The organism is Streptomyces sp. NPDC055099, from assembly GCF_053607685.1.
Genome location: NZ_JBSGUA010000018.1, coordinates 52,496 through 74,910, shown reverse-complemented (window position 1 = coordinate 74,910; position 22,415 = coordinate 52,496). Strand labels below are relative to the sequence as shown.

At 68.5% G+C, this 22,415-nt stretch carries 20 protein-coding genes and 1 pseudogene; 8 read left to right on the top strand and 13 right to left on the bottom strand.

The annotated features are described in order from the left end of the window. Positions 1–763: 763 nt before the first annotated feature. From ACWFRU_RS34785 to ACWFRU_RS34770, 4 genes are all read right to left on the bottom strand, one after another. Positions 764–2,923, bottom strand: coding sequence for a SpoIIE family protein phosphatase (locus tag ACWFRU_RS34785; protein WP_453692151.1), 2,160 nt, complete (start codon positions 2,921–2,923; stop codon positions 764–766). Positions 2,924–3,235: 312 nt separating this feature from the next. Then, positions 3,236–3,733 (bottom strand): nucleoside deaminase, encoded by a 498-nt coding sequence (locus tag ACWFRU_RS34780; protein ID WP_453692087.1) that lies wholly within the window; start codon positions 3,731–3,733, stop codon positions 3,236–3,238. 148 nt (positions 3,734–3,881) lie between these two features. Continuing rightward, positions 3,882–4,352 (bottom strand): cyanase, encoded by a 471-nt coding sequence (gene cynS, locus ACWFRU_RS34775; RefSeq protein WP_453692086.1) that lies wholly within the window; start codon positions 4,350–4,352, stop codon positions 3,882–3,884. Positions 4,353–4,461: 109 nt separating this feature from the next. Continuing rightward, entirely contained in the window at positions 4,462–5,040 is a 579-nt protein-coding gene (locus ACWFRU_RS34770; protein WP_453692085.1) for a carbonic anhydrase, read from the bottom strand. Between the two features lie 128 nt (positions 5,041–5,168). Between ACWFRU_RS34770 and cynR the strand changes: the two genes are divergently transcribed. Both cynR and ACWFRU_RS34760 read left to right on the top strand, forming a co-directional pair. Further along, the gene (gene cynR, locus ACWFRU_RS34765) at positions 5,169–6,080 is read left to right on the top strand and encodes a transcriptional regulator CynR (RefSeq protein ID WP_453692084.1); all 912 of its coding nucleotides are present in this window, start codon (positions 5,169–5,171) and stop codon (positions 6,078–6,080) included. A gap of 130 nt (positions 6,081–6,210) precedes the next feature. Then, positions 6,211–6,645 carry a DUF6892 domain-containing protein gene (locus tag ACWFRU_RS34760; protein ID WP_453692083.1) on the top strand — a complete coding sequence of 145 codons (435 nt, stop codon included), beginning with the start codon at positions 6,211–6,213 and terminating at the stop codon, positions 6,643–6,645. A gap of 534 nt (positions 6,646–7,179) precedes the next feature. Here ACWFRU_RS34760 and ACWFRU_RS34755 read toward each other — a convergent pair. Continuing rightward, positions 7,180–8,340 (bottom strand): alkaline phosphatase PhoX, encoded by a 1,161-nt coding sequence (locus tag ACWFRU_RS34755; RefSeq protein ID WP_453692082.1) that lies wholly within the window; start codon positions 8,338–8,340, stop codon positions 7,180–7,182. Positions 8,341–8,999: 659 nt separating this feature from the next. Between ACWFRU_RS34755 and ACWFRU_RS34750 the strand changes: the two genes are divergently transcribed. Then, on the top strand, positions 9,000–9,839 hold the full coding sequence (locus ACWFRU_RS34750; protein ID WP_453692150.1) for a glycoside hydrolase family 19 protein: 840 nt from the start codon (positions 9,000–9,002) through the stop codon (positions 9,837–9,839). A gap of 498 nt (positions 9,840–10,337) precedes the next feature. Here ACWFRU_RS34750 and ACWFRU_RS34745 read toward each other — a convergent pair whose 3' ends face one another. The 4 genes from ACWFRU_RS34745 to ACWFRU_RS34730 all read right to left on the bottom strand — a co-directional run bounded on the left by ACWFRU_RS34745 (position 10,338) and on the right by ACWFRU_RS34730 (position 13,159). Beyond that, positions 10,338–10,649, bottom strand: a complete 312-nt coding sequence (locus ACWFRU_RS34745; RefSeq protein ID WP_453692081.1) for an SCO5918 family protein — start codon at positions 10,647–10,649, stop codon at positions 10,338–10,340. Positions 10,650–10,716: 67 nt separating this feature from the next. Continuing rightward, positions 10,717–11,121, bottom strand: coding sequence for a CBS domain-containing protein (locus ACWFRU_RS34740; RefSeq protein ID WP_453692080.1), 405 nt, complete (start codon positions 11,119–11,121; stop codon positions 10,717–10,719). A gap of 46 nt (positions 11,122–11,167) precedes the next feature. Further along, the gene (locus tag ACWFRU_RS34735; RefSeq protein WP_453692079.1) at positions 11,168–12,673 is read right to left on the bottom strand and encodes a DEAD/DEAH box helicase; all 1,506 of its coding nucleotides are present in this window, start codon (positions 12,671–12,673) and stop codon (positions 11,168–11,170) included. A 282-nt stretch (positions 12,674–12,955) separates the two neighbouring features. Further along, positions 12,956–13,159: a cold-shock protein gene (locus ACWFRU_RS34730; RefSeq protein WP_453692078.1), complete on the bottom strand. Its 204-nt coding sequence runs from the start codon at positions 13,157–13,159 to the stop codon at positions 12,956–12,958. A 540-nt stretch (positions 13,160–13,699) separates the two neighbouring features. On the opposite strand from ACWFRU_RS34730, the gene ACWFRU_RS34725 reads away from it, so the two are divergent. Beyond that, positions 13,700–14,500 (top strand): MerR family transcriptional regulator, encoded by an 801-nt coding sequence (locus ACWFRU_RS34725; RefSeq protein WP_453692077.1) that lies wholly within the window; start codon positions 13,700–13,702, stop codon positions 14,498–14,500. After that, positions 14,497–15,711, top strand: coding sequence for a glycosyltransferase (locus ACWFRU_RS34720; RefSeq protein ID WP_453692076.1), 1,215 nt, complete (start codon positions 14,497–14,499; stop codon positions 15,709–15,711). The genes ACWFRU_RS34725 and ACWFRU_RS34720 overlap by 4 nt, the downstream gene beginning before the upstream one ends. A 752-nt stretch (positions 15,712–16,463) precedes the next feature. Here the strand turns inward: ACWFRU_RS34720 and ACWFRU_RS34715 are convergent. Further along, the gene (locus tag ACWFRU_RS34715; RefSeq protein ID WP_453692075.1) at positions 16,464–17,435 is read right to left on the bottom strand and encodes a quinone oxidoreductase family protein; all 972 of its coding nucleotides are present in this window, start codon (positions 17,433–17,435) and stop codon (positions 16,464–16,466) included. 486 nt (positions 17,436–17,921) lie between these two features. Between ACWFRU_RS34715 and ACWFRU_RS34710 the strand changes: the two genes are divergently transcribed. Both ACWFRU_RS34710 and ACWFRU_RS34705 read left to right on the top strand, forming a co-directional pair. Continuing rightward, positions 17,922–18,131, top strand: a complete 210-nt coding sequence (locus ACWFRU_RS34710) for a hypothetical protein (RefSeq protein WP_453692074.1) — start codon at positions 17,922–17,924, stop codon at positions 18,129–18,131. Positions 18,132–18,205: 74 nt separating this feature from the next. Continuing rightward, a complete protein-coding gene (locus ACWFRU_RS34705) occupies positions 18,206–18,442 on the top strand; it encodes a hypothetical protein (RefSeq protein ID WP_453692149.1) in 237 nt (78 codons plus the stop codon). 949 nt (positions 18,443–19,391) lie between these two features. Here the strand turns inward: ACWFRU_RS34705 and ACWFRU_RS34700 are convergent. From ACWFRU_RS34700 to ACWFRU_RS34690, 3 genes and pseudogenes are all read right to left on the bottom strand, one after another. Then, positions 19,392–20,111 (bottom strand): SGNH/GDSL hydrolase family protein, encoded by a 720-nt coding sequence (locus tag ACWFRU_RS34700; RefSeq protein WP_453692073.1) that lies wholly within the window; start codon positions 20,109–20,111, stop codon positions 19,392–19,394. Beyond that, positions 20,108–20,578: a cupin domain-containing protein gene (locus tag ACWFRU_RS34695; protein WP_453692072.1), complete on the bottom strand. Its 471-nt coding sequence runs from the start codon at positions 20,576–20,578 to the stop codon at positions 20,108–20,110. The genes ACWFRU_RS34700 and ACWFRU_RS34695 overlap by 4 nt, the downstream gene beginning before the upstream one ends. Before the next feature lie 82 nt (positions 20,579–20,660). Beyond that, positions 20,661–21,011, bottom strand: a pseudogene (locus ACWFRU_RS34690) (helix-turn-helix domain-containing protein); the annotation flags it as partial. Positions 21,012–21,204: 193 nt separating this feature from the next. Between ACWFRU_RS34690 and ACWFRU_RS34685 the strand changes: the two are divergent. Further along, positions 21,205–22,119, top strand: coding sequence for a replication-relaxation family protein (locus ACWFRU_RS34685; protein WP_453692071.1), 915 nt, complete (start codon positions 21,205–21,207; stop codon positions 22,117–22,119). Positions 22,120–22,415: the final 296 nt, after the last annotated feature.

Below are 22,415 nucleotides of genomic sequence, written 5' to 3'. Positions count from 1 at the left end.
GGCCTGCCCGGGGGCCACGCACAGGCCGCGACAGAACTCGGTCCAGAGTACTCACCGGCCCAAGCGGCCCTTGGCTGACTCCCGAACCCCAGGAGCGCCGTCGGGCTGCACCGGACACGTTCAGGGTCCTGTACGGGGCCTTCCCATCACGAGGTTGGCCCATTCCTGGTCCCACTGTCCGGGGATCGTCCGTCCCGTCCGCCGCCAGGTCGCGGCGACGGCAGCGAAGATGGGCGGCTCATCGATTCGAAGAAACGATTCTCCGAATGCGTGCACGGTTTTCCTCCGTCGCTCACTCTCCTGGGGCGACGGAGCCGTCTGCATCGTGGTCATACCAGCTCAACGACGTCTCAGACCGTCGGCACCGCGTCCAATCGCACGTCACCCGACCGGGTAGCCCGTTACCCGGCCACACTCGCACAGGCGAGCGACATCCCGGGGCGAGGAGACCTCACCCGGCTTACCGCAGAACGATCCCTGCCGCTCCGAACCTGCCTGGGGGCACTGCGCTCGGCATACGGGCCTCCGACCGGGGCATCCTGCCGCTGCGCGCTCTGCGGGCCGGGCACTTCACCGTCCTGTCCCCTCGAGGTCGATAAGCCCGGCATCTCCTCAACCGGGCAGCCTCAGCGGCTGCCGCTCCTTGTGCCCCGTCAGCACGGCGTGGCAGCGCGCACGTTGCCGACCTACGTATGGTGTCGTTGGCTTCAGACGCCCAGCTGGTCGCCGTGGTGGTGGCCAATCACGCTGCCTCTCACGGTCACTACTGTGGTTGATCCGGTGCCTGTTGGGCACCGTGCCCGCGAGTGCTGACCTGGCTTGTACTGCGATCGGCGTCTGTGCTGTTCGAGGTGGCGTGGGCGATGAGCAGAGCTACGTCATCGTGGCCGCCGGGGTGACGCAGGGCTTCCAGGATCCGGTCGCAGGTGTCCTCCAAGGGGGAGTCGGCGGTCTCGTCGAGGTGTGTCAGCAGGGTCTGGAGGCGGTCGTCGATGTCTTGGTCCCGGGTTTCGACCAGGCCGTCGGTATACAGGACGAGCCGGTCGCCGGGGACCAGGTCAAGGGTGGTGGTCTGGAAGGCGACACCTCCGACGCCAAGGGGCGCACCGGGGGGCAGGTGGAGGAGTTCTGCCGGTCGGCCGCTGCGTACGAGGGCAGGGGGTGTGTGCCCGGCGTTGGCGATGCGGCACTGCCCGCGGTGCGGGTCGTAGACGGCGTACAGGCAGGTGGCGATGTAGTGCTCCAGAGTGCAAGTGAGCGTGTCCAGCTGCTGGAGCACTTCTTCCGGAGCGAGGTCGAGTTGGGCGAAGGCGCAGGGGGCGGCGCGCAGTCGGCCCATGGTGGTGGCGGCTGCGATGCCCTTGCCCATCACGTCGCCGACGACCAGTGCGGTCCGGTCGTGAGCGAGGGGCAGTACGTCGAACCAGTCGCCGCCCACTTCGATGCTGGCTCCTGCGGGCTGGTAGCGCGAAGCGACGTCCAGGCCGGTCAGGGGCGGCGGTTGGTCGGGCAGCAGGCTGCGTTGGAGGCTGACTGCGGTGTTGCGGGCGATTTGGTACCAGCGGGCGTTGTCGATGCTGACCGCGGCACGAGCTGCGAGTTCCCCGGCCAGGATGGCGTCGTCCTGGTTGAAGGCGGCGGTGTTGCGCGTGCGCTTGAGGTCGAGGGCGCCGAGGACTTCGCCGCGGGCGATCAGCGGCACGGCGAGGTAGGAGTGGACGCCGGCGCGGGCCAGGAGCCGGGCGGCGGCGGGGTTACGGGCGATGTGGACAAGGTCGCCGGGGTCCACGTGCGGGACCAGAATGGGGCGTCCGGTGCGCACGCACCTGGTGACCAGGCGGTCGGGTTCGTATGCGGCGAGGTGGCCCGGCGGGTCGGCGGCCTGGATGGCTGCGCTGGGATGGTCGGCTGCAAGGGCCAGGGCGCGGAAGAGGGCCGGGGTGTCGCTGTCTGGTGCGGCGGAGTCTGCGCCTTCCAGAACGGAATCAAGGATGTCGACGGTGGCGATGTCGGCGAGGGCGGGAACGGTGAGGTCAGCGAGTTCGTGGGCGGTCTTGTTCAGGTCGAGGGTGGTGCCGATGCGTGTGGAGGCGTCGGCGATCAAAGCCAGACGGCGCCGGGCTTGGTCGGCTTCGATGGAGGAACGGTGGCGTTCGGTGGTGTCGATGACCGAGATGGCGATGCCCAGAATGCGCCCGCTGGGATCTTCCAGCCGGTAGTACGACACCGACCAGGCGTGATCACGGTCCGGGGCGGCTGAGGTACGACCGACTGCGGACTGATCAACGACAGGGGCACCTGTACGCAGGACCTGACGCATCGTCGCTTCGATGCCCTCCACGTCCAGGGTCGGCAGGACCTCGCGCAAGGTGCGGCCGAGGTGATCTTCGGCGGTGACGCCGTTGATCCGCTCCAGTGCCGGGTTGACGGCGACGTAGTGCAGATCGGTGTCCAGCACTGCGAGCCCGATCGGGGACTGGGCGACCAGACGGGTGGACAAAGCCAGGTCCCGCTCCACGGTGCGCAACGTGGCCTGGTCGGTGGCGATGCCCAGGGCGTAGAGGTCACCCCGGTCGTCTTCCAGGCGCATGTTGCGGAACTCCACCAGGCGGGTGCTGCCGCTCTTGTGCCGGGTGGGGAATACACCCGCCCATCCGTCGCCCCTGTCCATGACCTCGGCGAACAGCTCGGTCACGAGGTTTCGATGCTGTTCGTGGACAAGGAGGCGGGCGGCAAACTGGCCGAGGGCTTCCTTGGCCGTGTAGCCAAACAGCTGTTCGGCCTGTGGGCTCCACAGCAGGATCCGGCCTTCGGCGTCCAGCACCACTGCCGCGACCTGGAGCACGTCCATGAGCGCCCCCGGAGGAGCGGGGCCGGGTTCGGGGAGATACTGGTCAGCTCCGAAAGCGCCGGTCGGGCCCATCCGCCGCTCCTTTCGCTCCAGCACCCGGGGCTTTTCCCGTGCGTCCTGGGGCACTGCTGTCTCCATGATCCTCCGGATTCGGCCTGTCCACATAGTCGCGGATAGGGCTGCCGGAACCGTGCCGTGAGTGACACGAGGAGGTGCCTCCGGTGACAGGCTGGCGCCTGCACGATCGTGCACGAGCACGCGTCGGCACCCTTCCACGCCGAGACCGGCCACGCTGCAGGCGCGGTGAGCTCGGATGACCCTCCAAGGCCGTCAGGAGGCGGCCTTCGCCCGGGTGGGCTCAGGCCGCCATCTCGATCTCCTGGGTCAGCCGGTGGGGGCGCCCGTGACGCGGCGCTCGCCGCCGTTGCGCTCCTGCCAGAGGCGGTACACCTCGACGGCGTCGTCCCGCTCTTCATAACGCATCGGCATCCGTCGGTCCTGCCACGGCTTGGCGATCTCGTCGTAGAAGGTGCCGAGTTCGAAGTACTTGCGGTCGTCGACGTAGTGGGGTTCGTAGGCGTCGCGGGTCGTGAGGAAGACGACCTCGTCCGGCGAGCAGTAGTACAGCGAGCCCAGGCACATCGGACAGGGGTGGGCGAGGACGTAGATGGTGGTGCCGGTCAGGTGCTCGGTGCCCAGCTTGGTGCAGGCGTCGCGGATGGCGAGGATTTCCGCGTGGGCGGTGGGATCGCTGGTCTGAGCGACCTTGTTGGGGCTCTCGGCGAGGATCTCGCCGTCCTTGACGATGACGGTCGCGAACGGGCGGCCGCCTTCGGCGACGTTTTGACGGGCGATGTCGATGGTGCGCCGGACGAAATCCATGAAAGATCCTCCAAGGACGGAAGCGGGGAGCAAGGCCGCCTAAGGGCGGCTTCGCGGGGTTCGGGGAACGGGGCGGGCTGGGCGGGCCGGAAAGCTTGTTCTTCCGGCCCGCCCCGTCACCGCCCGTATGTGGCGCTGTCGGCGCCGGTCAGAACGGCTTGGTCGGCAGGTACTTGCCGTCCAGGGTGATGACGGCGCGCTCGCCGCCCTCGGGGTCGGCGACCTTCTTCACGTCGAGCCTGAAGTTGATCGCGGAGATGATGCCGTCGCCGAACTGCTCGTGGACCAGGGCCTTGAGGGTCGTGCCGTAGACCTGGAGCATCTCGTAGAAGCGGTACATGGTCGGGTCGGTCGGGATCCGGTTCGGCATCGAACCGCGGACCGGGATGGTCTGCAGCAGCATTGCCGCGTGGTCGTCCAGGTCCAGCAGCTCGGCCACGGTCTTCGCGGACTTCTCCGGCAGCGGGTGCTGGCCGAGGACAGCGGCGGTGGTGAAGGCAACTGACAGGCCCGAGGCGTCAGCGATCTGCTGCCAGGAGAGGTTCTTGACGGTCTTGGCCTCCACGGCCTGGGCGGCCAGGGCCTCACGGGCGGTCGGGTCGAACTGTGCGTGCACCATGATCAGTACGTCCTTTTCTCAACGGGGCCACTTCACGAGCAGGGGGTGGGGTGAAGTGGCGGATGGGGGTGGGGTTCCGTTCCCGGGCGGGAGGCCGGAGCCGGGAGTATCAGGCCGCGAGCGGGACGGTCAGGTCCTGGATGCGGCCGGTGGGGATGTCGAAGACCCAGCCGTGCAGGGCGACCTTCCCTTGCGCCAGCGCCTTGGCGACCGAGGGGTGGGTGGCCAAGTTCGCCACCTGGGCCAGCACGTTGTGCCGTACCAGGGCGGGAACGTCACCGTCGGTGGAGGTTCGGGCCACCGCGGGGTCCGCGTACCGCAGCCAGGTGGCGACCGCTGGGACGCTGCTGAGGTCGTGTCCTTCGGCGAGTGCGGTCATCGCGCCGCACGCGGAGTGACCGCAGACGACGATGTCCTTGACTCCCAGTGCGGCGACGGCGTACTCGATGCTCGCCGCGATCCCGTCGGCGCCGGGGGCGTGGGCGGGCACGAGGTTGCCGGCACTGCGGATGACGAACAACTCCCCTGGCTCGGTACCGGTGATCAGCTCGGGAACGACACGGGCGTCAGAGCAGCTGATGAACAGCGTGTGGGGCGTGTGATGCGTGGCCAGATGGGCGAAGAGCTTCGCCTTGGCCGGAAAGACGTCACGCTGGAAACGGGCGACGCCCTCAGTCAGGTCCTGCATGGTCACTCGCTTCGGGTGGTGGTGATCGGCCCTGGCGGGCTGGTGAGATCCACCTTGCATGACCTGTACCTATAGGGTCCAAGAGCCATTAGGCATAGAAGCTATCGACCGCATCTATGATGGGCTCCATGGCTGCTCTCGAACTGCGCCACCTGCGCTATCTCCTCGCCGTGGCCGAACACGGCAACTTCACCCGGGCCGCCGAGGAGCTGCACATCTCCCAGCCCACGCTTTCCCAGCAGATCAAGCAGCTGGAGCGGACCCTGGACGTGCAGCTGCTGGACCGCACCGGCCGCACGGTGCGGCTCACCGACGCCGGCGCCGCCTACACCGACCACGCGCGGCGCGCACTGCGCGATCTGGCAGCGGCCGAACGCGCCGTCCACGACGTCCGGGACCTTTCCCGCGGTCACCTGCGGCTGGGCCTCACTCCCACCTTCACCGCCTACCTGATCGGCCCACTCACCGCCGAGTTCCACACCTGCCACCCCGGCATCAGCCTCACCCTGGTGGAGATGACCCAGGACCGCATCGAAACGGCCCTGCTCGCCGACGACCTCGATCTCGGCATCGTCTTCGCCGGCCCCCACCTTCCCGGCATCGCTGCCACCACCCTGTTCACGGAGACGCTCACTCTGGTCACCGGCGCCCGCCGATCCGACGCCGACCAAGTCACCCCGCTACCCGTAAGGGAACTCGCCGACCGGCAACTCGCCCTACTGAGCGGCGACTTCGCCACCCGCGGTCACATCGACGCCTACTTCACCCGGCACCGGGCCGCCCCACGCATCACGGTCGAGGCCAACTCCGTCCAGGCCCTCACCGAGATCGTCCGGCGCACCGGCCTGGCCACCGTCCTGCCCGACGCCATCACCCATGACCACCCCCACCTCACCCCCATCCCGCTCGACCCGCCCCTGCCCACCCGCACCGTCACCCTCCTGCACCGCGAGGGTGCCTATCACAGCGCAGCCACCCGCGCCTTCACCCGGCTCACCCACGACGTCGTCCGCACGCGGGGCTACACACCCGCCTCGTAGCCGCCTGCCCGGCTGGCAGGGCATGCGCTTCCGCAGGTAGACCGCAACCGCGGCCGTCCGCCGCCCTCCTCCGCCAGGCCGGGAGCCGGGCGGGGGGACCCGTGTCGTGCCGCCGTGGTACTCATGCCCCATGAACCAGTTCCGCGACTTCAACCTCAAGCTGCTCGTCATAGAGGAGCTCATGTACGGCTCCGAGCCGCTCCTCCCGGTTTACGACCTGCCCGCGCGGCTGGCCGAGCAGGGGATCGGCGACCCCGCCTCCTACGTCCTGGAGAATGGCTTCCACGCGGAGGTGCTGCCGGAGCCCCGGGCCCATTTCGAGGCCCTGGAGATCCCGGCCGACCTCCTCGCCCGCGTCGAGGCGCTGTGCTTCGATGCCGGGGCGGGCATCTTCCGGCACTGCGCCCCCGCCTGGGACGGCGAGGACGACCTGTTCGACGTCCGCTCACTCGACGACCTTGTCCTGCTGCCCAACCTGCGGGAGGTCACCTTCGTGGAGGACGGCGTCCTGGCGGTGCCGGAGGCAGCGGAGGTTTTCGCAGCGCGCAGCATCGAAACCGACTGAGCCCCGGCACCCAATCGTTGCCCGCCGCCCCCGGCGGGGCCCCCGGGCCCCGCTAGTGAAGTTCCGCGCCGGTAACCAACCGAGCCGCAACGGGACCTGGAAGCGGCCAAGTTGGCCCTCTACTCTGCCGCGTAAGGCTCGAAGGGACCAGGAGAGCGACCTCCAGACCTGGATGGCCATGCCCGCGCCGAGCACGTGGGGAAGCCTCCCATATTGAGGAATGAGCACACCCGATAGGCGGGCCGTGCCCGCGCCTCAGCCGTCGTGACGTTCGATCCTGCGCAGACACGGCGGATGCATTGATCTGGCCGCGGCGGTGCGAGGCCTCCGCGTAGAGGCCAGTGAAAAGTCCTCTCCACGGAAGAGGCCGGTCAGCGCGGTGTGATCCAGTACGACGGTGCAGTTCACGCCGGGTTGATCCCGCTGTTCTTCTGAGGCTGCGCGGCGTGTCTGGCGACCAGGTCCCATGGGGCTCCCCGAATTTGGCAGTGGGATGCTTTGCGGCGGGCACATGCGGCTCGTAACGGCGGTCGGTCAGCTGCGGAAGGGGCCTGTGACTTCGTAGGTGATGCCGCCGGACGAGCTGCCGCTCGTACCACGCTGGCTGGAGAAGTACAGGCGCTTGCCATCCGGCGAGAAGGCCGGGCCGCATATCTCCGATGCGGACTGGCCGTTGATCCGCAGGAACGGCGCGACCACGTCGTCCGGCGTGATGATGCAGATCTCCATGTTCCCGCCGTCCTCCGCGACGTACAGGTCGCCGGAGGACGAGCCGGTGACGTTGTCGACACCGGTCAGCGGAGCTCCGCCACCGACGACCAGGGAGTCGTCGTAGGCCAGCTCATAGGTGCCGGCGGCCACGTTGAGCTGCCAGACGCGGCCATCGCCCTTGGTGGTGAACCAGACGGTGTCGTTGGCGTAGTGGCAGCCCTCTCCGCCGTTGAACAGCTTGGCGCCGGAGATTTGGTCGCGGGTGGGGGTGGGTGAGCCGTCCGGGTCGGGCACGGTCACCCAGGTGAAGCTGCCGGAGGTCGCCGTTCCGCTCTTGAGGACCTGGAGGGTACCCGTCGACAGGTTGCCCCAGGTGGACGGAACGAACCGGTAGAAGCAGCCGTCCGATGCGTCCTCGGTCAGGTAGATCACCTTGCGGACCGGGTCGGCGGCCGCCGCCTCGTGGTTGAAGCGGCCCATGGCATCGCGGCGCACGGCCGCCTTCACGCCCCACGGGTCGGTCTCGTAGACGTAGCCGGTGCTGACCTCCTCGCAGGACAGCCAGGTGTTCCAGGGGGTCGCCCCGCCGGCGCAGTTGCGGTTGGTGTTGGACAGGATCCGGTACGAACTGGTGATGGCGCCCGCCGAGTTGAACTTGATCGCGCCCGCGCCGCCGGTAGCGGAGATCTCCGAGTTGGAGACGTAGATCCAGCCCGTACCGTCGGCGAAACAGGCTCCACCGTCGGGGGCGTTGTGCCAGGTGTAGGTGGTGGAGCCGACCTTCTGGCCCGACCGGGCGATCACCCGGCTGGTGAAACCGCTGGGCAGCTGGATGCCGTTGGCGTCGGCCGCGCCGAGCGCGCCGTAGGGGCCAGGCCCCTTCTGTGCCGGCGCCGCGTAGGCGGCGCCCTGCATGAGCGTGTACCCGAATGCCGCTGCTGTGCCGCCGACGACTGCTCCACGCAGGAAACCACGACGTTCCACTTGATCACTCCAGGGTTCGTGACCGTCCCTGCCGCACCGGTCGGGCGGCGGGGTCGCGAGGGGTGCTTGCGGAACCTAGAAGTCCCAAATTGACGGAGCGTCAACAACTGGTGACGCGGAAGCGTCTGGTGTCGGCCTGTTGCACCAAACCCTCTGCCAGAACCTGCCGCCGCGCCGGTGGGCGGCGACCGGATTGACCGAGCTTCACGGCGGCACGGCTGTCTTCGGCGCCCCCGCGCGTTCCTCGACGTGGCCGCACATACCTTCACGGGCGACGGCGGGACAGCCGTCGGCAGGGACGACGAACCCGCCTACTACCCGGCCGGCCCGGCTGGTGCGCGCCCGGGAGCCGAGCCGAACACGGACGCCTCCCGGCCGCCGCAGCCCCCGGGCGCCGGTGCGGGTCCAGAACGCGAGAGCGGTTTCCCCGTTGACCGTGATCTGTTCCGTGCGGGCGGCGGAATGCGGCGAATTCAGGTCAGCCGTACACCAAAATTGGTCCAGACCTTGACAGGTCCAGACCATTTCGCTTGAGTCACCGACACTCCCCTGGCGGCGTGGAGCCCGTCGCCGGCCCCGCCCCTAGCCCGCCCGATCGGAGATGCCGCGTGATCAAACGTCTCATCAGTTTCGCCGCAGCGCTGGCTGCGCTCTGCGCGATGATCGTCCTTGGCCCGGCCGCCGCCACGGCGTCCGCCGCCGCGTGCGCGACCCCCTGGAACTCCTCCTCCGTCTACACGGGCGGCAACACCGCCTCGTACAACGGGCACAACTGGACCGCCAAGTGGTGGACCCAGAACGAAACACCCGGCCGCAGCGACGTCTGGGCGGACGCGGGCGCCTGCGGCGGTGGCACCGACCCGGGCAACCCCGACCCATCGGGATTCGTGGTCAGCGAGACCCAGTTCAACCAGATGTTCCCGAGCCGGAACTCGTTCTACACATACAAGGGCCTGACCGACGCACTCAAGGCGTACCCGGCCTTCGCCAACACCGGCAGCGACACCATCAAGCGCCAGGAAGCAGCGGCGTTCCTCGCCAACGTCCACCACGAGACCGGCGGCCTGGTGCACATCGTCGAGCAGAACCAGGCCAATTACCCGCACTACTGCGACGCCAACCAGCCCTACGGCTGCCCCGCGGGACAGGCCGCGTACTACGGCCGCGGTCCGATCCAGCTCAGCTGGAACTTCAACTACAAGGCGGCGGGCGACGCACTCGGCATCGATCTCCTGCGCAACCCCTACCTGGTGGAACGCGACCCGGCGATCGCCTGGAAGACCGGTCTTTGGTACTGGAACACACAGTCGGGCCCGGGCACCATGACGCCGCACAACGCCATGGTCAACAGCCGCGGTTTCGGTGAGACCATCCGCGCCATCAACGGCAGCCTGGAGTGCAACGGCGGCAACCCCGGTCAGGTCCAGAGCCGCGTCGACCGCTACAAGCAGTTCACCCAGATCCTCGGCACCACGCCGGGCTCCAACCTGAGCTGCTGACCTTCCTCCTCCGCACACGACGGCCGGGCGGCCCTGATCTCGTATCAGGTCCGCCCGGCTCCGTGCGTCGCGCCTTGCTCCGGCGGCAGCAGCCGAACGGCACACCGCATGCCGGGCCCACTCGGCCGCGAACTCGGTGTCGGATGAGCCGCCAGTCACCTCAACGCTGCAGGGGCCGCCCAGGTGTCGAAGGTGCCGGCGGACTCGGGCCGTCTGCGTGACTTGTCCGCCCTGCCGCGCGATGAGCGGCCTCCCGGGCATCTGCATCTCCATGTGGCGCGGCTTCCGCAGGGCTCGGTGGGGATCCCGGCGACGGGAGGGATGTACCCCAGTGGCCATCGAGGAGGTCAGCGCCTGGCCCATCGGCGACCTCAGCGACTCCGCCCACTGACGGACCACTGGCCGGCCGGGAATGCCTCGGCATGCCGTGAGGGTCCGACCGGCGTACCCCGGTCAGACCCTCAACACCGTGTTTCCGGCAGCGCGCTTACCGCTCGGTCAGGCTGCCGCAGCGGCACCGAGCATCGCGGAAGCCTCCTGCACCGGGGTAAGAACGCGCACGGGCGCGGCGGGCTGGGGGAAGCTGCGGCAGGTGAAGCCGAGCTGGGTCATGGCCCGCAGGACTTCTGCGGCGCTGAAGTCACGGCGGTCTTGGCGTGTGAGGACCTGGCCGACCTGCTTGAGGGGGTAGGTACGGCGGCCGATGATGACGGACTCGCCGAGGGCCTGCTCGGGCTTGATGCCCTTCATCGACTCCAGGACGCCGCTCTTGGTGAGGTCGAACGGGAAGCGGGCAATGACACAGCGCATGATGCCTCACAGGGGGAAGGGCCGAAGGGGGGGGTGGTTCTGCCGCGGTTGAGCCGGTCGGGGCGGTTCAGTGGGCGAGGGCGAGGATGCCCAGAGCACTGCCGTGTTCGTCGACCACCGGCAGGGCATCGAGCCGGTTGTAACGCATCGCGTGCTGGGCTTCGGCCATGGTGGTCACCGGAGAGGTGAACGGGCCGCGGCCGCCGAGGATGTCACGCAGTTGGACCCTGTCGGTGTATGCGGGGCTGTCGCGGGCCTCGGTGAGCTGGGCCAGGGTGAGAAGCCCGGTGCACAGGCCGCCGCCGTCGCAGACGAGGAGGTAGCCGGTGCGGGCGCTGGCCATGACGGACAGGGCAACCTCGACGGTCATGTCGTCGCAGACCTGGGGCCCGCCGGTGACCATGGCGTCGGCCGCCGTCCTGCGGACGAACGTCGGCTGTGACGAGTCGGGCGGCATCTGAATCAGCGTCAAAAGGTGCCTCCTGCAGTGACGGGTCAGTTTCCTGATCACGAAGTTTCTAGGCCGCCGCGTCCAACGAGGTCTGCCGCGCTGTCATGCGCCGGGCAGCCGCGGCAGGGCTGCGTCGGCCGCGTGGAGCGGCGCTGCGCTTGCGTCGCTCGGTCACCGGTGCGGTGATCGTGACCGGGATACCGGAGGGGGCCTGGGCGCCGGTGATCCTGCTGAGTGCCTCCTCGCCGGAGCGCACCTGGGTCGTCTGGGGCACGATGCCGGCGGCGGTCATGAGTCGTGTCATGTCGCGGCGCTGCCCCGGTGTCACCAGGGTGACAACGCTGCCGGACTCACCGGCGCGGGCCGTACGCCCACCGCGGTGCAGGTAGTCCTTGTGGTCGGTCGGCGGGTCGATGTTGACGACGAGGTCGAGGTCGTCGACGTGAATGCCGCGGGCGGCGACGTTCGTGGCGACCAGCACGCTGACGTGTCCGGTCTTGAACTGGGCCAGGGTCCTGGTGCGTTGGGGCTGCGATTTGCCGCCGTGCAGGCTGGCGGCCCGCACGCCGCTGTTCAGCAGGTCCTGGGTGAGCCGGTCGACGGCGTGCTTGGTGTCCAGGAACATGATCACGCGGCCGTCGCGGGCCGCGATCTCGGTGGTTGTCCGCTGCTTGTCGGCGCCATGGACGTGCAGTACGTGGTGTTCCATCGTGGTGACCGCACCCTGCGAGGGGTCGACGGAGTGGACGACGGGGTCGTTGAGGTAGCGGCGGACCAGCAGGTCGACGTTGCGGTCGAGCGTGGCCGAGAACAGCATCCGCTGGCCCTCGGGGCGCACCTGGTCCAGCAGCGCGGTCACCTGGGGCATGAAGCCCATGTCGGCCATCTGGTCGGCCTCGTCCAGGACGGTGATGCCGACCTGGTTCAGCCGGCAGTCGCCGCGGTCGATGAGGTCCTTCAGACGGCCGGGCGTGGCGACGACGACCTCGGCACCATTGCGCAGCGCACCGGCCTGCCTGCCGATCGACATGCCGCCGACGACGGTGGCCAGGCGCAGCTTGACCGAGCGGGCGTAGGGGGCGAGCGCGTCGGTCACCTGCTGGGCCAGTTCACGTGTCGGCACGAGGATCAGAGCCAGCGGCTGGCGGGGCTCGGCGCGCTGGCCGGCGGTGCGGGCCAGCAGGGCCAGGCCGAAGGCAAGGGTCTTGCCGGAGCCGGTGCGCCCGCGTCCCAGGGCGTCGCGGCCCGCAAGGGTGTTGGGCAGCGTCGCGCCCTGGATCGGGAACGGCACGCTGACGCCCTGCGCGCTCAGCGCGGCCAGCAGGTGGGCGGGCATGTTGAGGTCGGCGAACGCCTCGACCGCGGGCAGCGCGGGAGTGATGGTCTTCGGCAGGGCGAACTCACCCTGGACCGCGGCGGGGCGCCGTCCGCGGCCGCCCGAGCGGCTCGGACCCCCGGAGCGGCCCGTAGCGGGCGAGCCGAAGCGGGCGCCCCGCCCCGAACCGGCGCCGAAGCCGGGGCTCTCGGTCCGGCGGGGGCGGGAGGAGCGATCGTTCGTACGTGTGGGGTTCATCGAGAACCTTCCTTGATACGGCGCGTATCAAGGAATTCCCGCAGCGAAAGTACAGCGCGGGGCAACACAAGAACGAACCGAATGAAATGCGGAAAGAAATGCGGCTTGCGGTGACCTGATGTGGGACGCAAGCTCTGGCGAAGGCATCGAGAAACGCGCATCCTGGGGGCGGGGATGCGGGCGGTGTCGGGACCTCACAGGTGACATCACTGTGGGAAATATCCGTAGCTGGGTCCCGCACCCCGAGGGATGCGGGACCCAGCTACGAAGAGCGCGTCAGCGTCAGGCGAGAGCGATGTTCTCTGCCGTCGGCCCCTTCTGGCTCGGCGCGATGTCGAAGGTGACCTTCTGGCCCTCCAACAGTTCGCGGAAGCCCTGAGCGGCAATGTTCGAGAAGTGGGCGAACACGTCGGCGCCCCCACCGTCCTGCTCGATGAAGCCGAAGCCCTTGGCCGCGTTGAACCACTTCACAGTGCCTGATGCCACGTCGTATCTCCTTCTGGGGCAGTACGCCGGTACCCGCGATGCGCGGGTACCGGGTCGCCGCGATGATGCCCCGACCGGAAAGACCGGCAATACGAAAAGGATTCCAGGCGCCGGAATATCTTCGGCGAAGGAGCTTGAGGTTTTTGGGAACCAAAACTGCAACTGAGATCGACAGTAGCATGAGGCAGCAGCCCGTGTACGGAAAATAATGCCACTCTATCGGTTGCCCCAAAAACACTCCCCGCACTGCGCGTTAAACCCTCATCGGGCGGTCACAGATATTGCCCACTCGAGGTGCAGCGTTCAAGGAAAACCGGGGCGCTGTTGGCGCATGCGACGCAGATCTGACCTGCTCAGCCAGGCTCTTCAGCGGTCCCGCTTCAAGGTGGGCCGCAGCGCCGTGGCCGCCCTGAAACTCAATGGGCCGCAGCTCGCAGGCCGGTGGGTTTCCTCCGTCTTCACCTCCGGGGCTCAGCGAGCGCGAGTTGACCCTCCCCTTACGTCAGGCTTGAGGCTGTGTACCGACGAGAGGGCAGGTTGATGAACTACTCCGTGGGGCAGGTCGCGGCCTTCGCCGGGGTGACGGTGCGGACACTGCATCACTACGACAAGGCGGGTCTGCTCTCGCCCAGTGACCGCAGCCACGCCGGATACCGGCTCTACAGTGAGGCTGATCTGGTCCGTCTCCAGCAGATCCTCTTCTACCGTGAGCTCGGTTTCCCCCTCGACGAGATCGCCGCGCTCTTCAAGGATCCGCAGGTGAACCCCCTGGAGCGGCTCCGGGCCCGGCAGCGGCAGCTGAGTGAGGAGATCGCCAGGCTGCAGCGGCTGGCCGAAGTGGCGGAACGGGCGATCGAGGTCCAAGAGACCGGGGTGACCCTGACTCCTCAAGAACGCTTCGAGGTCTTCGGTGAGATCACCTTCGACCTGAGCTATGCCACCGAGGCGGAACTGAAGTGGGCGCACTCGGAGGGACAGCGCGAGGCGATGGCGCGCGCTGCTGCGCACACCAAAGAGGATTGGAGCCAGCTCATGGGTGAGGCCGCCGCCTGGCGCGCGGAGCTGCTCGCGGCCTTCGACGAGGGGGAGCTGAGCGACAGCGAGCGGGCCAAGGACCTCGCCGAGGAGCACCGCTTGCACATCTCACGCTGGTTCACCTCGTGCCCGCCCGACATGCACCGGCGCATCGCGGACGATTTCGTCGCCGACCCGCGCGCATTCGCACTGGTCATACCGCCGTCGCAGCAACGCCCAGGCCTGGCTGCCTATACGCGCAAGGCGATTCACGCCAACGCGGCCCGTCACACAGGGGGCCGCACCGATTTCGAGGAGAACCAATGAGGATCCTGATCGCCGCGGCCGGATCGCGCGGCGACGTCGCGCCCTACACGGGTCTGGGCGCCGAACTTCGCCGGGCCGGATACGACGTTGCCCTTGCCACCACCGACACCTTCGCACCCCTCGTACGCGACGCGGGGCTGGAATTTCGCAGTCTCCCCGCCGACACACGGGGGCGAAGCGGCGTCACAGGCAAACGTGAACTGATGCGCACCGCTGTCGCATTCATCACCGAACTGGGTCAGGGCTTCGCCGACGCGATGGACGATCGCACGGATTTGCTCCTGCTGTCGACCACCACGGCTCCGCTCGGCTGGCACCTCACCGAGGCTACCGGCACACCGAGCCTCGGCGTGTACCTCCAACCCACCCAACCAACCGGCGACTTCCCGCCCATCGTCACAGGCTCCCGCTCACTGGGCCGTCTCGCCAACCGAGCAACCGGACGCTTCGCACTGCGGATGGCCGACCGCGTCTACGAACAGGCTGTCGCACAGCTGCGCCACCGCCTCCAGCTGCCCCCGACCTCACCCTCCGAGATGCGGCGACGACAGGACCAGGCGCATTGGCCCATCTTGCACGGCTTCAGCACGGCCCTGGTGCCCCGTCCCTCCGACTGGTGCTCTGGCCTGGAGGTCGTGGGCAACTGGTGGCCCCATCACGATGCGGCCGAACGGCTGCCTACTGATCTGGAGGACTTCCTGCGCGCCGGACCCCTGCCCGTCCTCATCGGCTTCGGGAGCATGGCATCCGGCGACGGGGAACGGCTGAGCGAGATCGCAGTGCGAGCCCTGCGCCGCGCCGGGCTGCGCGGCATCCTCCAAGCCGGCAGCGCCGGGCTCGCCGCCGACGGCGACGACGTGCTCACCATCGGGGAGGTACCGCACGCCCTGCTGTTCCCACGGCTGGCTGCGGTGGTCCACCATGGCGGGGCCGGCACCTCGGCCGCCGCATTGCGCGCGGGAGTGCCCGCGGTCACCGTACCGGTGACCGCAGACCAGCCGTTCTGGGCGGGGCGGCTTGCCGCCATCGGCGCCGCCACCACCCCCATCCCCTTCCGATTCCTTACCGCCGAACGGCTTGCCGACTCCCTTCACCAAGCAGTGAAGCAGCAGGCACACAGTCGAGCCGCCGCACGAGCGGCGCACCATCTGGCGACCGAGAACGGAGCAGGTCAGGCGCTCAAGGCCATCCAGCAGCTGACCGATGGATGACGCCGATCCGTTCGTCGTCCTCGTCATTGCTCCTTCAGTCTGGGCACCGATCAACTGAAGGTTGAGGGCGCATCACAGGCGAGGCCCCCGGGTTGCTGATGACGTTGTCTGACCTCTCAACCAACAAGCCCTGAAGGCATCGTTGGTCATCTATCGTGCCCATCCGCATGCCCCGGGCTACTTCGTGCGCCCCGTCGATCACACCGTTGAGGATGGCGTCTGCGGCTTCGAACGGCAGGGCGGCGAGGCCCGGAGGGTTCGACAGGGGCGGCGCTTGCCGTGGCAGCACTGCCGAGCACAGCGGACGCCGCGAGCACGGCGGTAGCGAACACAGGACGCCTGCGCATAGAGGGCTCCTTCAGCACGGCGGCAAGTGATCAACTTGCAACCGTGCAACACGACCCCCGCGTCACGGGCAGAGCACGACAATCACTCGGCCGATCCGCCGAGCCAAGCCCCGACCGACCCAGGAAACCGGCGCGATGGCCGAGCCGGGCCCGGCTGGACGACTGCCCGGCTTGCGCGGTCAAGTCTGAGGGCCCAAAGGCCGCAACGCCGTCGGGCCTTGACCAGGGATGGTGTCCGTCAAACTCTGATGGCACGCGCTCAAGGTTCGATGACACAGGACATGTGCTCGCACCGCAGCTGGCTCCCGTTAGCGGTCCTCCTCCCGGGATCGCGGTCCCAGCTGCGTGGGATCGACGCCTGGCGGAAGCCACCTTCCTGCAGGTCAGTCAATTGCGTCGGTTGCTTTAGGGGATGACGAGTAGCTTGCCGGTGGTCCGCCGAGCCTCCAGATCGCGGTGAGCTTGGGCGACCTCGGCGAGCGGGTAGCGGGCCGTCACGGTGGTCTCAAGCGCCTTGGTGCGCACCCATTCCAGCACGTCGGCGGCGCGCCGGAGCAGCTCGGACCGATCGGCGATGAAGTGTCCGAGGCTTGGCCGGATCAGGGTCAGCGAACCGCCCTGGGCGAGCCGGATGGGGTCGAAGGGCGGCACTGCACCACTCGCGGCGCCGAAGAGCACCAGGTGGCCGCGGGTTCGCAGGCTGGCGAGGCTCGCATCGAAGGTGTCCCTGCCGACGCCGTCGAAGACGACAGGCAGGCCCTGGCCGCCATGGAGCCGCTTCACCTCGGCCGCGAGATCGTCCACCGCAGAGTAGAGGATCACCTCGGCGGCCCCGGCGCGCCGCGCCAGCTGGGCCTTCTCCGGTGTCGAGGTTGTGCCGATCACTCTGCCGCCGAGATGGGTGATGAGCTGGGTCAGCACAAGCCCCATGCCGCCGGCAGCAGCGTGCACGAGCACCGTGTCGCCTGGCTGCACCGGGTAGGCGTCCTTGACGAGGTAGTGCGCCGTCATGCCCTGCAGCAGCACAGCGGCGGCGGCCTCGAAGTCGACGCCGTCGGGCAGGGGCACGAGCCGGGAGGAGTCCACGACGGCCTGCTCGGCATAGGTGCCGGGAATCTCCACCCAGCCGACCCGGTCTCCCACAGCAACGTGGGTGACGCCCGGTCCCACCTCGAGGACCGTGCCCGCGCCCTCAGTGCCCGGGGTGAAGGGCAGCGGGAGGGTGTACCGGCCCTGGCGGTGGTATACGTCGAGGAAGTTGACGCCGGACGCGGCGACCTGCACGACCGCCTGGCCCGGGCCCGGCGTCGGTTGATCAATGTCGACCAGTCGCAACACCTCGGGACCGCCCACGTCGGAAACTTGAATCGCTCGCATGACCCCTCCTGAAACGGCTAACTTCCCTCACCAACTCCGGTCGTGGCGATCTGATTCCCGCTCGCGGTGGGGTGTCGCAGCCGTCTCGTGCCCACGTGGGAGAAAGGTGCCACTGACGGAGTGAGCCTGCCCAGGTGACGAAGCGCGGTCGACGGTCGGCCGGGCATCACGGCTCTGCCTGCGCTCGCACCCAGCTGGCTCCCGGTAGCGGTCATCACCCGGGGGTCGCGGACACAGCTGTGCGGTCGCGCCACCCCAGGTCCAGCTGTAGGTGAGGGCCTTCAGCTTGCAATTACCCCTGAAACTCTTGCGCTTGATGAAGCTCCCGGCCCGGGCAGGAGGGAGCCACCGCTGCGGGAGCACCTTGCCGCCGGACAACGGAACTTGTTCTGCCGCCAGGTCGTCGCAGATGCACCAAGGGTGTGCAGAACGTGTGAACGTCACGGCGCGGCCTGCACCGGTCCCGGCGCAGCTCGTTCCCCATGCATGAGCGATGCCCCGATCCCCCGGCCGCATGCCGAGTCGTCCGCCGTGTACTGGCTCGACTCCCCCGCCCCCCAGCAGCACAGCCTGTGCGCCTGCCCCGGCAAGGATGACGCCGCAGAGCGCCGCTACGAAGGAACGATCCGCTACCTGCTGATCGGTCTAGCCTGCATGTTGGTCGTCATCGCCTTGGTCACGGCCCTGACCTCATGAAACGTCCTTGCACCGGCCCCGAGACCGCACCCTCGCCTGACCTTTCCACCGGAACCTTCGGCCAGGCTGTGCATATTCACGCGCACGACGTCCACAGCGCGGACCGCTCGCCGGCCGTCGTCCACCCGCCGTCCGGCACGGGAGGTCGCCGGGTGACCACAGGCGGCACCATCCTCGGCCTAGCGCACTCGGACGCCGACGTCATCGAGTTCCTGCGCATGACCGGACTGCCACAGGCAGCAGAGCTGCTCAACGACCCGGCATGGGTGCAATGGCGCGGCGGACGAGCACACCGATACGACGTGGCGTGACACTCGAGCAAGCACCGCAAACCCACCCGTCCCACCAACAGCGGCGGAAACCAAGTCTGCGGCGGTGGGGCCGGTGGAGGGCTCGGCGAGGCCGGCCCCGCAGTCAACATGGGTCTTTTCCGCCCCGTCCGGGCGATGCACCGGCGCAGGTGCGGCTGCCCGGTGATCGGCGCGGATCACAGGTCATTCGACGCACAGGGCGGCCAGGTACACCCGGCACACTGCCTGGCCGGCAACACACCGCCCCGGCCCGCACCAGGTGCAGCTCTGCACGTGACACACCTACGCCCTGTAGACGGCCTCCACCGAAGCTCTGGCCCGTGGGCGCCAGTTGCGGCATGCAATACCGCCCCGCTGTCCCCGTATGTCCGGGCGCCCGGAGCCCAGTCATCCGCAGGAATATACGGGCGACGCGGCAGGCGTTCGGGTGCTGCCGGGTGCAGCGCTGCGTGTGCCGTTCCATGCGTGCCGTCCGGCGGCCCGTGGGGGACGAACACCACCGGACGGCTCCCAGCACATGCCCACCGCCAGACAGCTCCAGTCGTCAAAGCCACCATCAACGTGAGCAGCTGGTGCGGACCCGCCGCGGCGGCGCGGTCACAGTCGGCCGGGACTGCGACAAAGCGCCCACCAGCGCTACGCATTCCTCATCGCTCCGATAGGTGATCCGCGTCAACTTCTGCGACATCTGGCACCGCAGCCCTGAGCATGACGCAGCGACATACGCCACCTGGCCGTAGCTATACGAGAACAGGGCCGGAACGGAAAGCGCCTGCCGGTACTCGGCAACGGCGGGACGAGGCCTCAACCTGCGCTCTTAGCCAGCGCTTTGACCCGCGCCTGGTACGAGCAGCACACGGCGTCTTGACGATCGGCATCGAGCCGCTGCCCGAAGCCATGCCACCTCCGCGCGGTAGATGGCATCCCACTGGCCGGGCGCCGGAACCAGCTACGCGCTCTGGGTCAGCAGACCGGCGTCGATGACCTCAGCGATAAGGGCGGCGCCGCGGCTGTTCTGGTGGATGTGGTCGGTCGTGAGCATGAGACCTCGCCGCCGCGAGATCGTGTCGAGGCTGCGGCGCAGCACTGTGCGCTGGACAAGGACGCCGACGACCGCTGCGGGCGTCGCCTCCCGGTACGGAATCGGTGGCGGGTCCACTTGGCGCAGTTCCTCGATCTGGCGTTCGTGGAGCGGAAGGTAGGCCACCTCGTTGGTGGCGGCGACCTCGGCGATCATGCGGCTGTACGCCTGCGAGGCCTGGGCCGCTGCTCCGTCGAGTTGTTGGCCAAGGACCGGCAGCGACAGCAGACCAATCGTCGCGTCGGTCTCCGCTCGCAGCCGAGCGACGACGGCTCCCAGGCACTCTTGGAACCAGGTGGCCGACGGGCGATCGGGAAGCTGTTTGCGCTTCATGGCCTGCTCGACGGGGTAGCCGGCAAGGCTCGCTCGGGCATCGTTGGTCCCGATCAACACGGTGATCACATCGGGTGGGTTCGTGACGACGGCATCGAGGCGCTGCAAAAGGTTGTAGGCGAAGTCACCGTTGGCGCCGAAACGGGCAAGCTGCACGTCACCGGAAGGGTGGCGTCGTCCGAGAAGATCCAGGTAGTCGACGCTGAACTGCGCGCGCGTGAGGCTGTCGCCAAGGCACGCGATGCGTGTCGTCACGACGCTTCCTCCGGGTTGGGCCTGTTGACGCGTTCGGTCGGGCGGGTATCGGTCCGAGGATGGCGGTCGGTGTCGAGGGCAGCAGTGATGGACAGGGTGGGCGTCGGCTCCTCCGTGTCGCTCACGTGCCATACCCGGCCCGGGTTGATGGTGGCCGCGCCCGGCGCGAGAAGAGCTTGGTCGGGTACCGCGTCCGCGTCGCGGGTGACCGTCACGGACCCGTTGCGGCAAACGGCCAGTTCGTCGTCTGCAGGCTGGCTCTCGCAAGGGTCGCCGAGCCGGTCGCCATCGAAGATCGTCACGATCCGGCCCTCGGCGCCGGCTGCCACGACCGCAGTCCTGTAGGCCTGGAGCGCCCGAGGGTTCCAGGTGAAACCCTCGACGGGTTTCGCTCTCGATCCCGGTCCGCGGTGTGCGGGGGTCGTCCGCAGGTCCATGGCATTGCGTGCGTGGTTGACGAGTCTCATGCCGATGATCGTCCACAACAGCGATCGGGCGGTCTTGAAGAAAAGGGAAGAGAAGTCAACGTGAGGGGCAGACGGTTGGCGGCTACCCGGCTCCTACGAGGACTTCGCTGCGACGCCAGGCCGTGGGCGTTCGGCACGTGAACTTGCGCGAGTCCCAGGTGAGATGGACCGGGTCGGCATAGCCAGAGACGATTGCCACATCGCACCACGAGAGCGGGTCCTGCGCCGCCGCCGGTTCGTGCGCGTGCGCGAAGCCAAGCCTGAAGCGAAGGTCTTCGGCGACGGGCCCACCTCACCGCGAAACCGCTCGGGAGTACCTACGGCTCCAGCCGAGTTCCGCGGCGACCGCAGCAGCCTGGGCGCAACCCCGCACGGCGACGAGGCCGTGCCATGCCTCGACTACCGCGGGGCGCACCCAGCGCACATTGTCGTCGCAGACTCCCGCCTCGTAAGGGGCCGTGGTCGGGCCGACCACGGCCCGACCACGGCCTTTGTGTCCCCATCGTGACCGTGGTCGGGGCTTCGTGGTCGGTGGTCCGGTCGGGGCAGAGCGTTTCCTCGACGTTGGGCAACAACCCGTTCCGCCCTGGCCGTTGCACCATGTCTTACGCCAAGTAGGGGTGCCCGTGACCACACCCGCTGCCGAGACCGCCGCGTCGTACACTTCCAGGCTCGTCGAGCCGCTGCCTCATCAGCTTCTGTCCGCGCTCGCCCAGCACCGGATGGCCACCACCAGCCAGCTGCACGATCTGCTTCGGCCGAACGCCGCCCGTCAGACCGTCTCCGCCCCTTTGAACAAGCTGCTGCGGAAGGGGCTCGTCGGCTACACGGTGCTGCCCCAGTCCAACCGTTCCCGCGCCTGGTACCTCACGGGCGAGGGTGCCCGCCTGGCCCGGGACTTCCCCGCGCTGCGGGGCCGCCCTCCGTATCCGATCAGTTCCGCGACGGCTGCCTCGCTGAAGACACCGCACACGCTCACCGTCGTACGAACCCATCTGCCATTCGCGGCAGATGCCCGTCGGCTCGGCCACGAGCACGGCCCGTGGGACTGGACCCCTGAGGTATCTCACCCCATCGGTGAGGGGGAACGGGTCGTGAGCGACGCTGTCATGCACTACACCCTCGTCGACGGCGGACAACGGCTGAAGCTGCGCGCGTTCGTGGAGGTCGATCGCAACACCATGAGCAGCGGGCGTCTGGCCGGCAAACTCATCGAGTACGCCCGCTTCTACCTGTACCAGCCCACTCCCGTCGGACACCGCAAACCCGCGCCAGGGATGGGGGGTCCGGTGTGGCAACGCTGGTACCCCCTCTTCCCGCGTGTGCTGTTCGTCCTCACCCATGCCAGTCGCCGCACACTGGCGAACCGGACAGCCGACCTGCGGTCCATGGCCGACCTGCACCCCGCGGTCATCGAACTCGCCCGCCGCGTCCCCCTCGGTGCCGCCGTCCTGGAGGACTTGGAAGAGCACGGGCCTGCCGCTGCCATCTGGACGCCGCTCACCGGAGACACCGAACAGCGTGCCTGGAACGAACTCTGATCGGCGTCGACAGGCCCCGCCCAGGAAAGGGACGGCGACGTGAGTGGCTTCACGTGCGGAGCCTGCAGCACACCCAACATTGGCCGGGACGCATGCGAGGCCTGTGACACCGCCAGCCCGACGGCCACCCTGGAGGGCCTGACGGCCACTGCTTTGGCGGATGCCGGCCGCGCACGCGACCTGCAGGTCGAGGAAACCTCGCGCGGCAACCACGCGCTCGCCAGCCACCTCGGCAGGGTGAGCGACGTCCACCTCGATGATGCCCTCGCTCTGCGGCGCCTTCACCCAGGTGATCA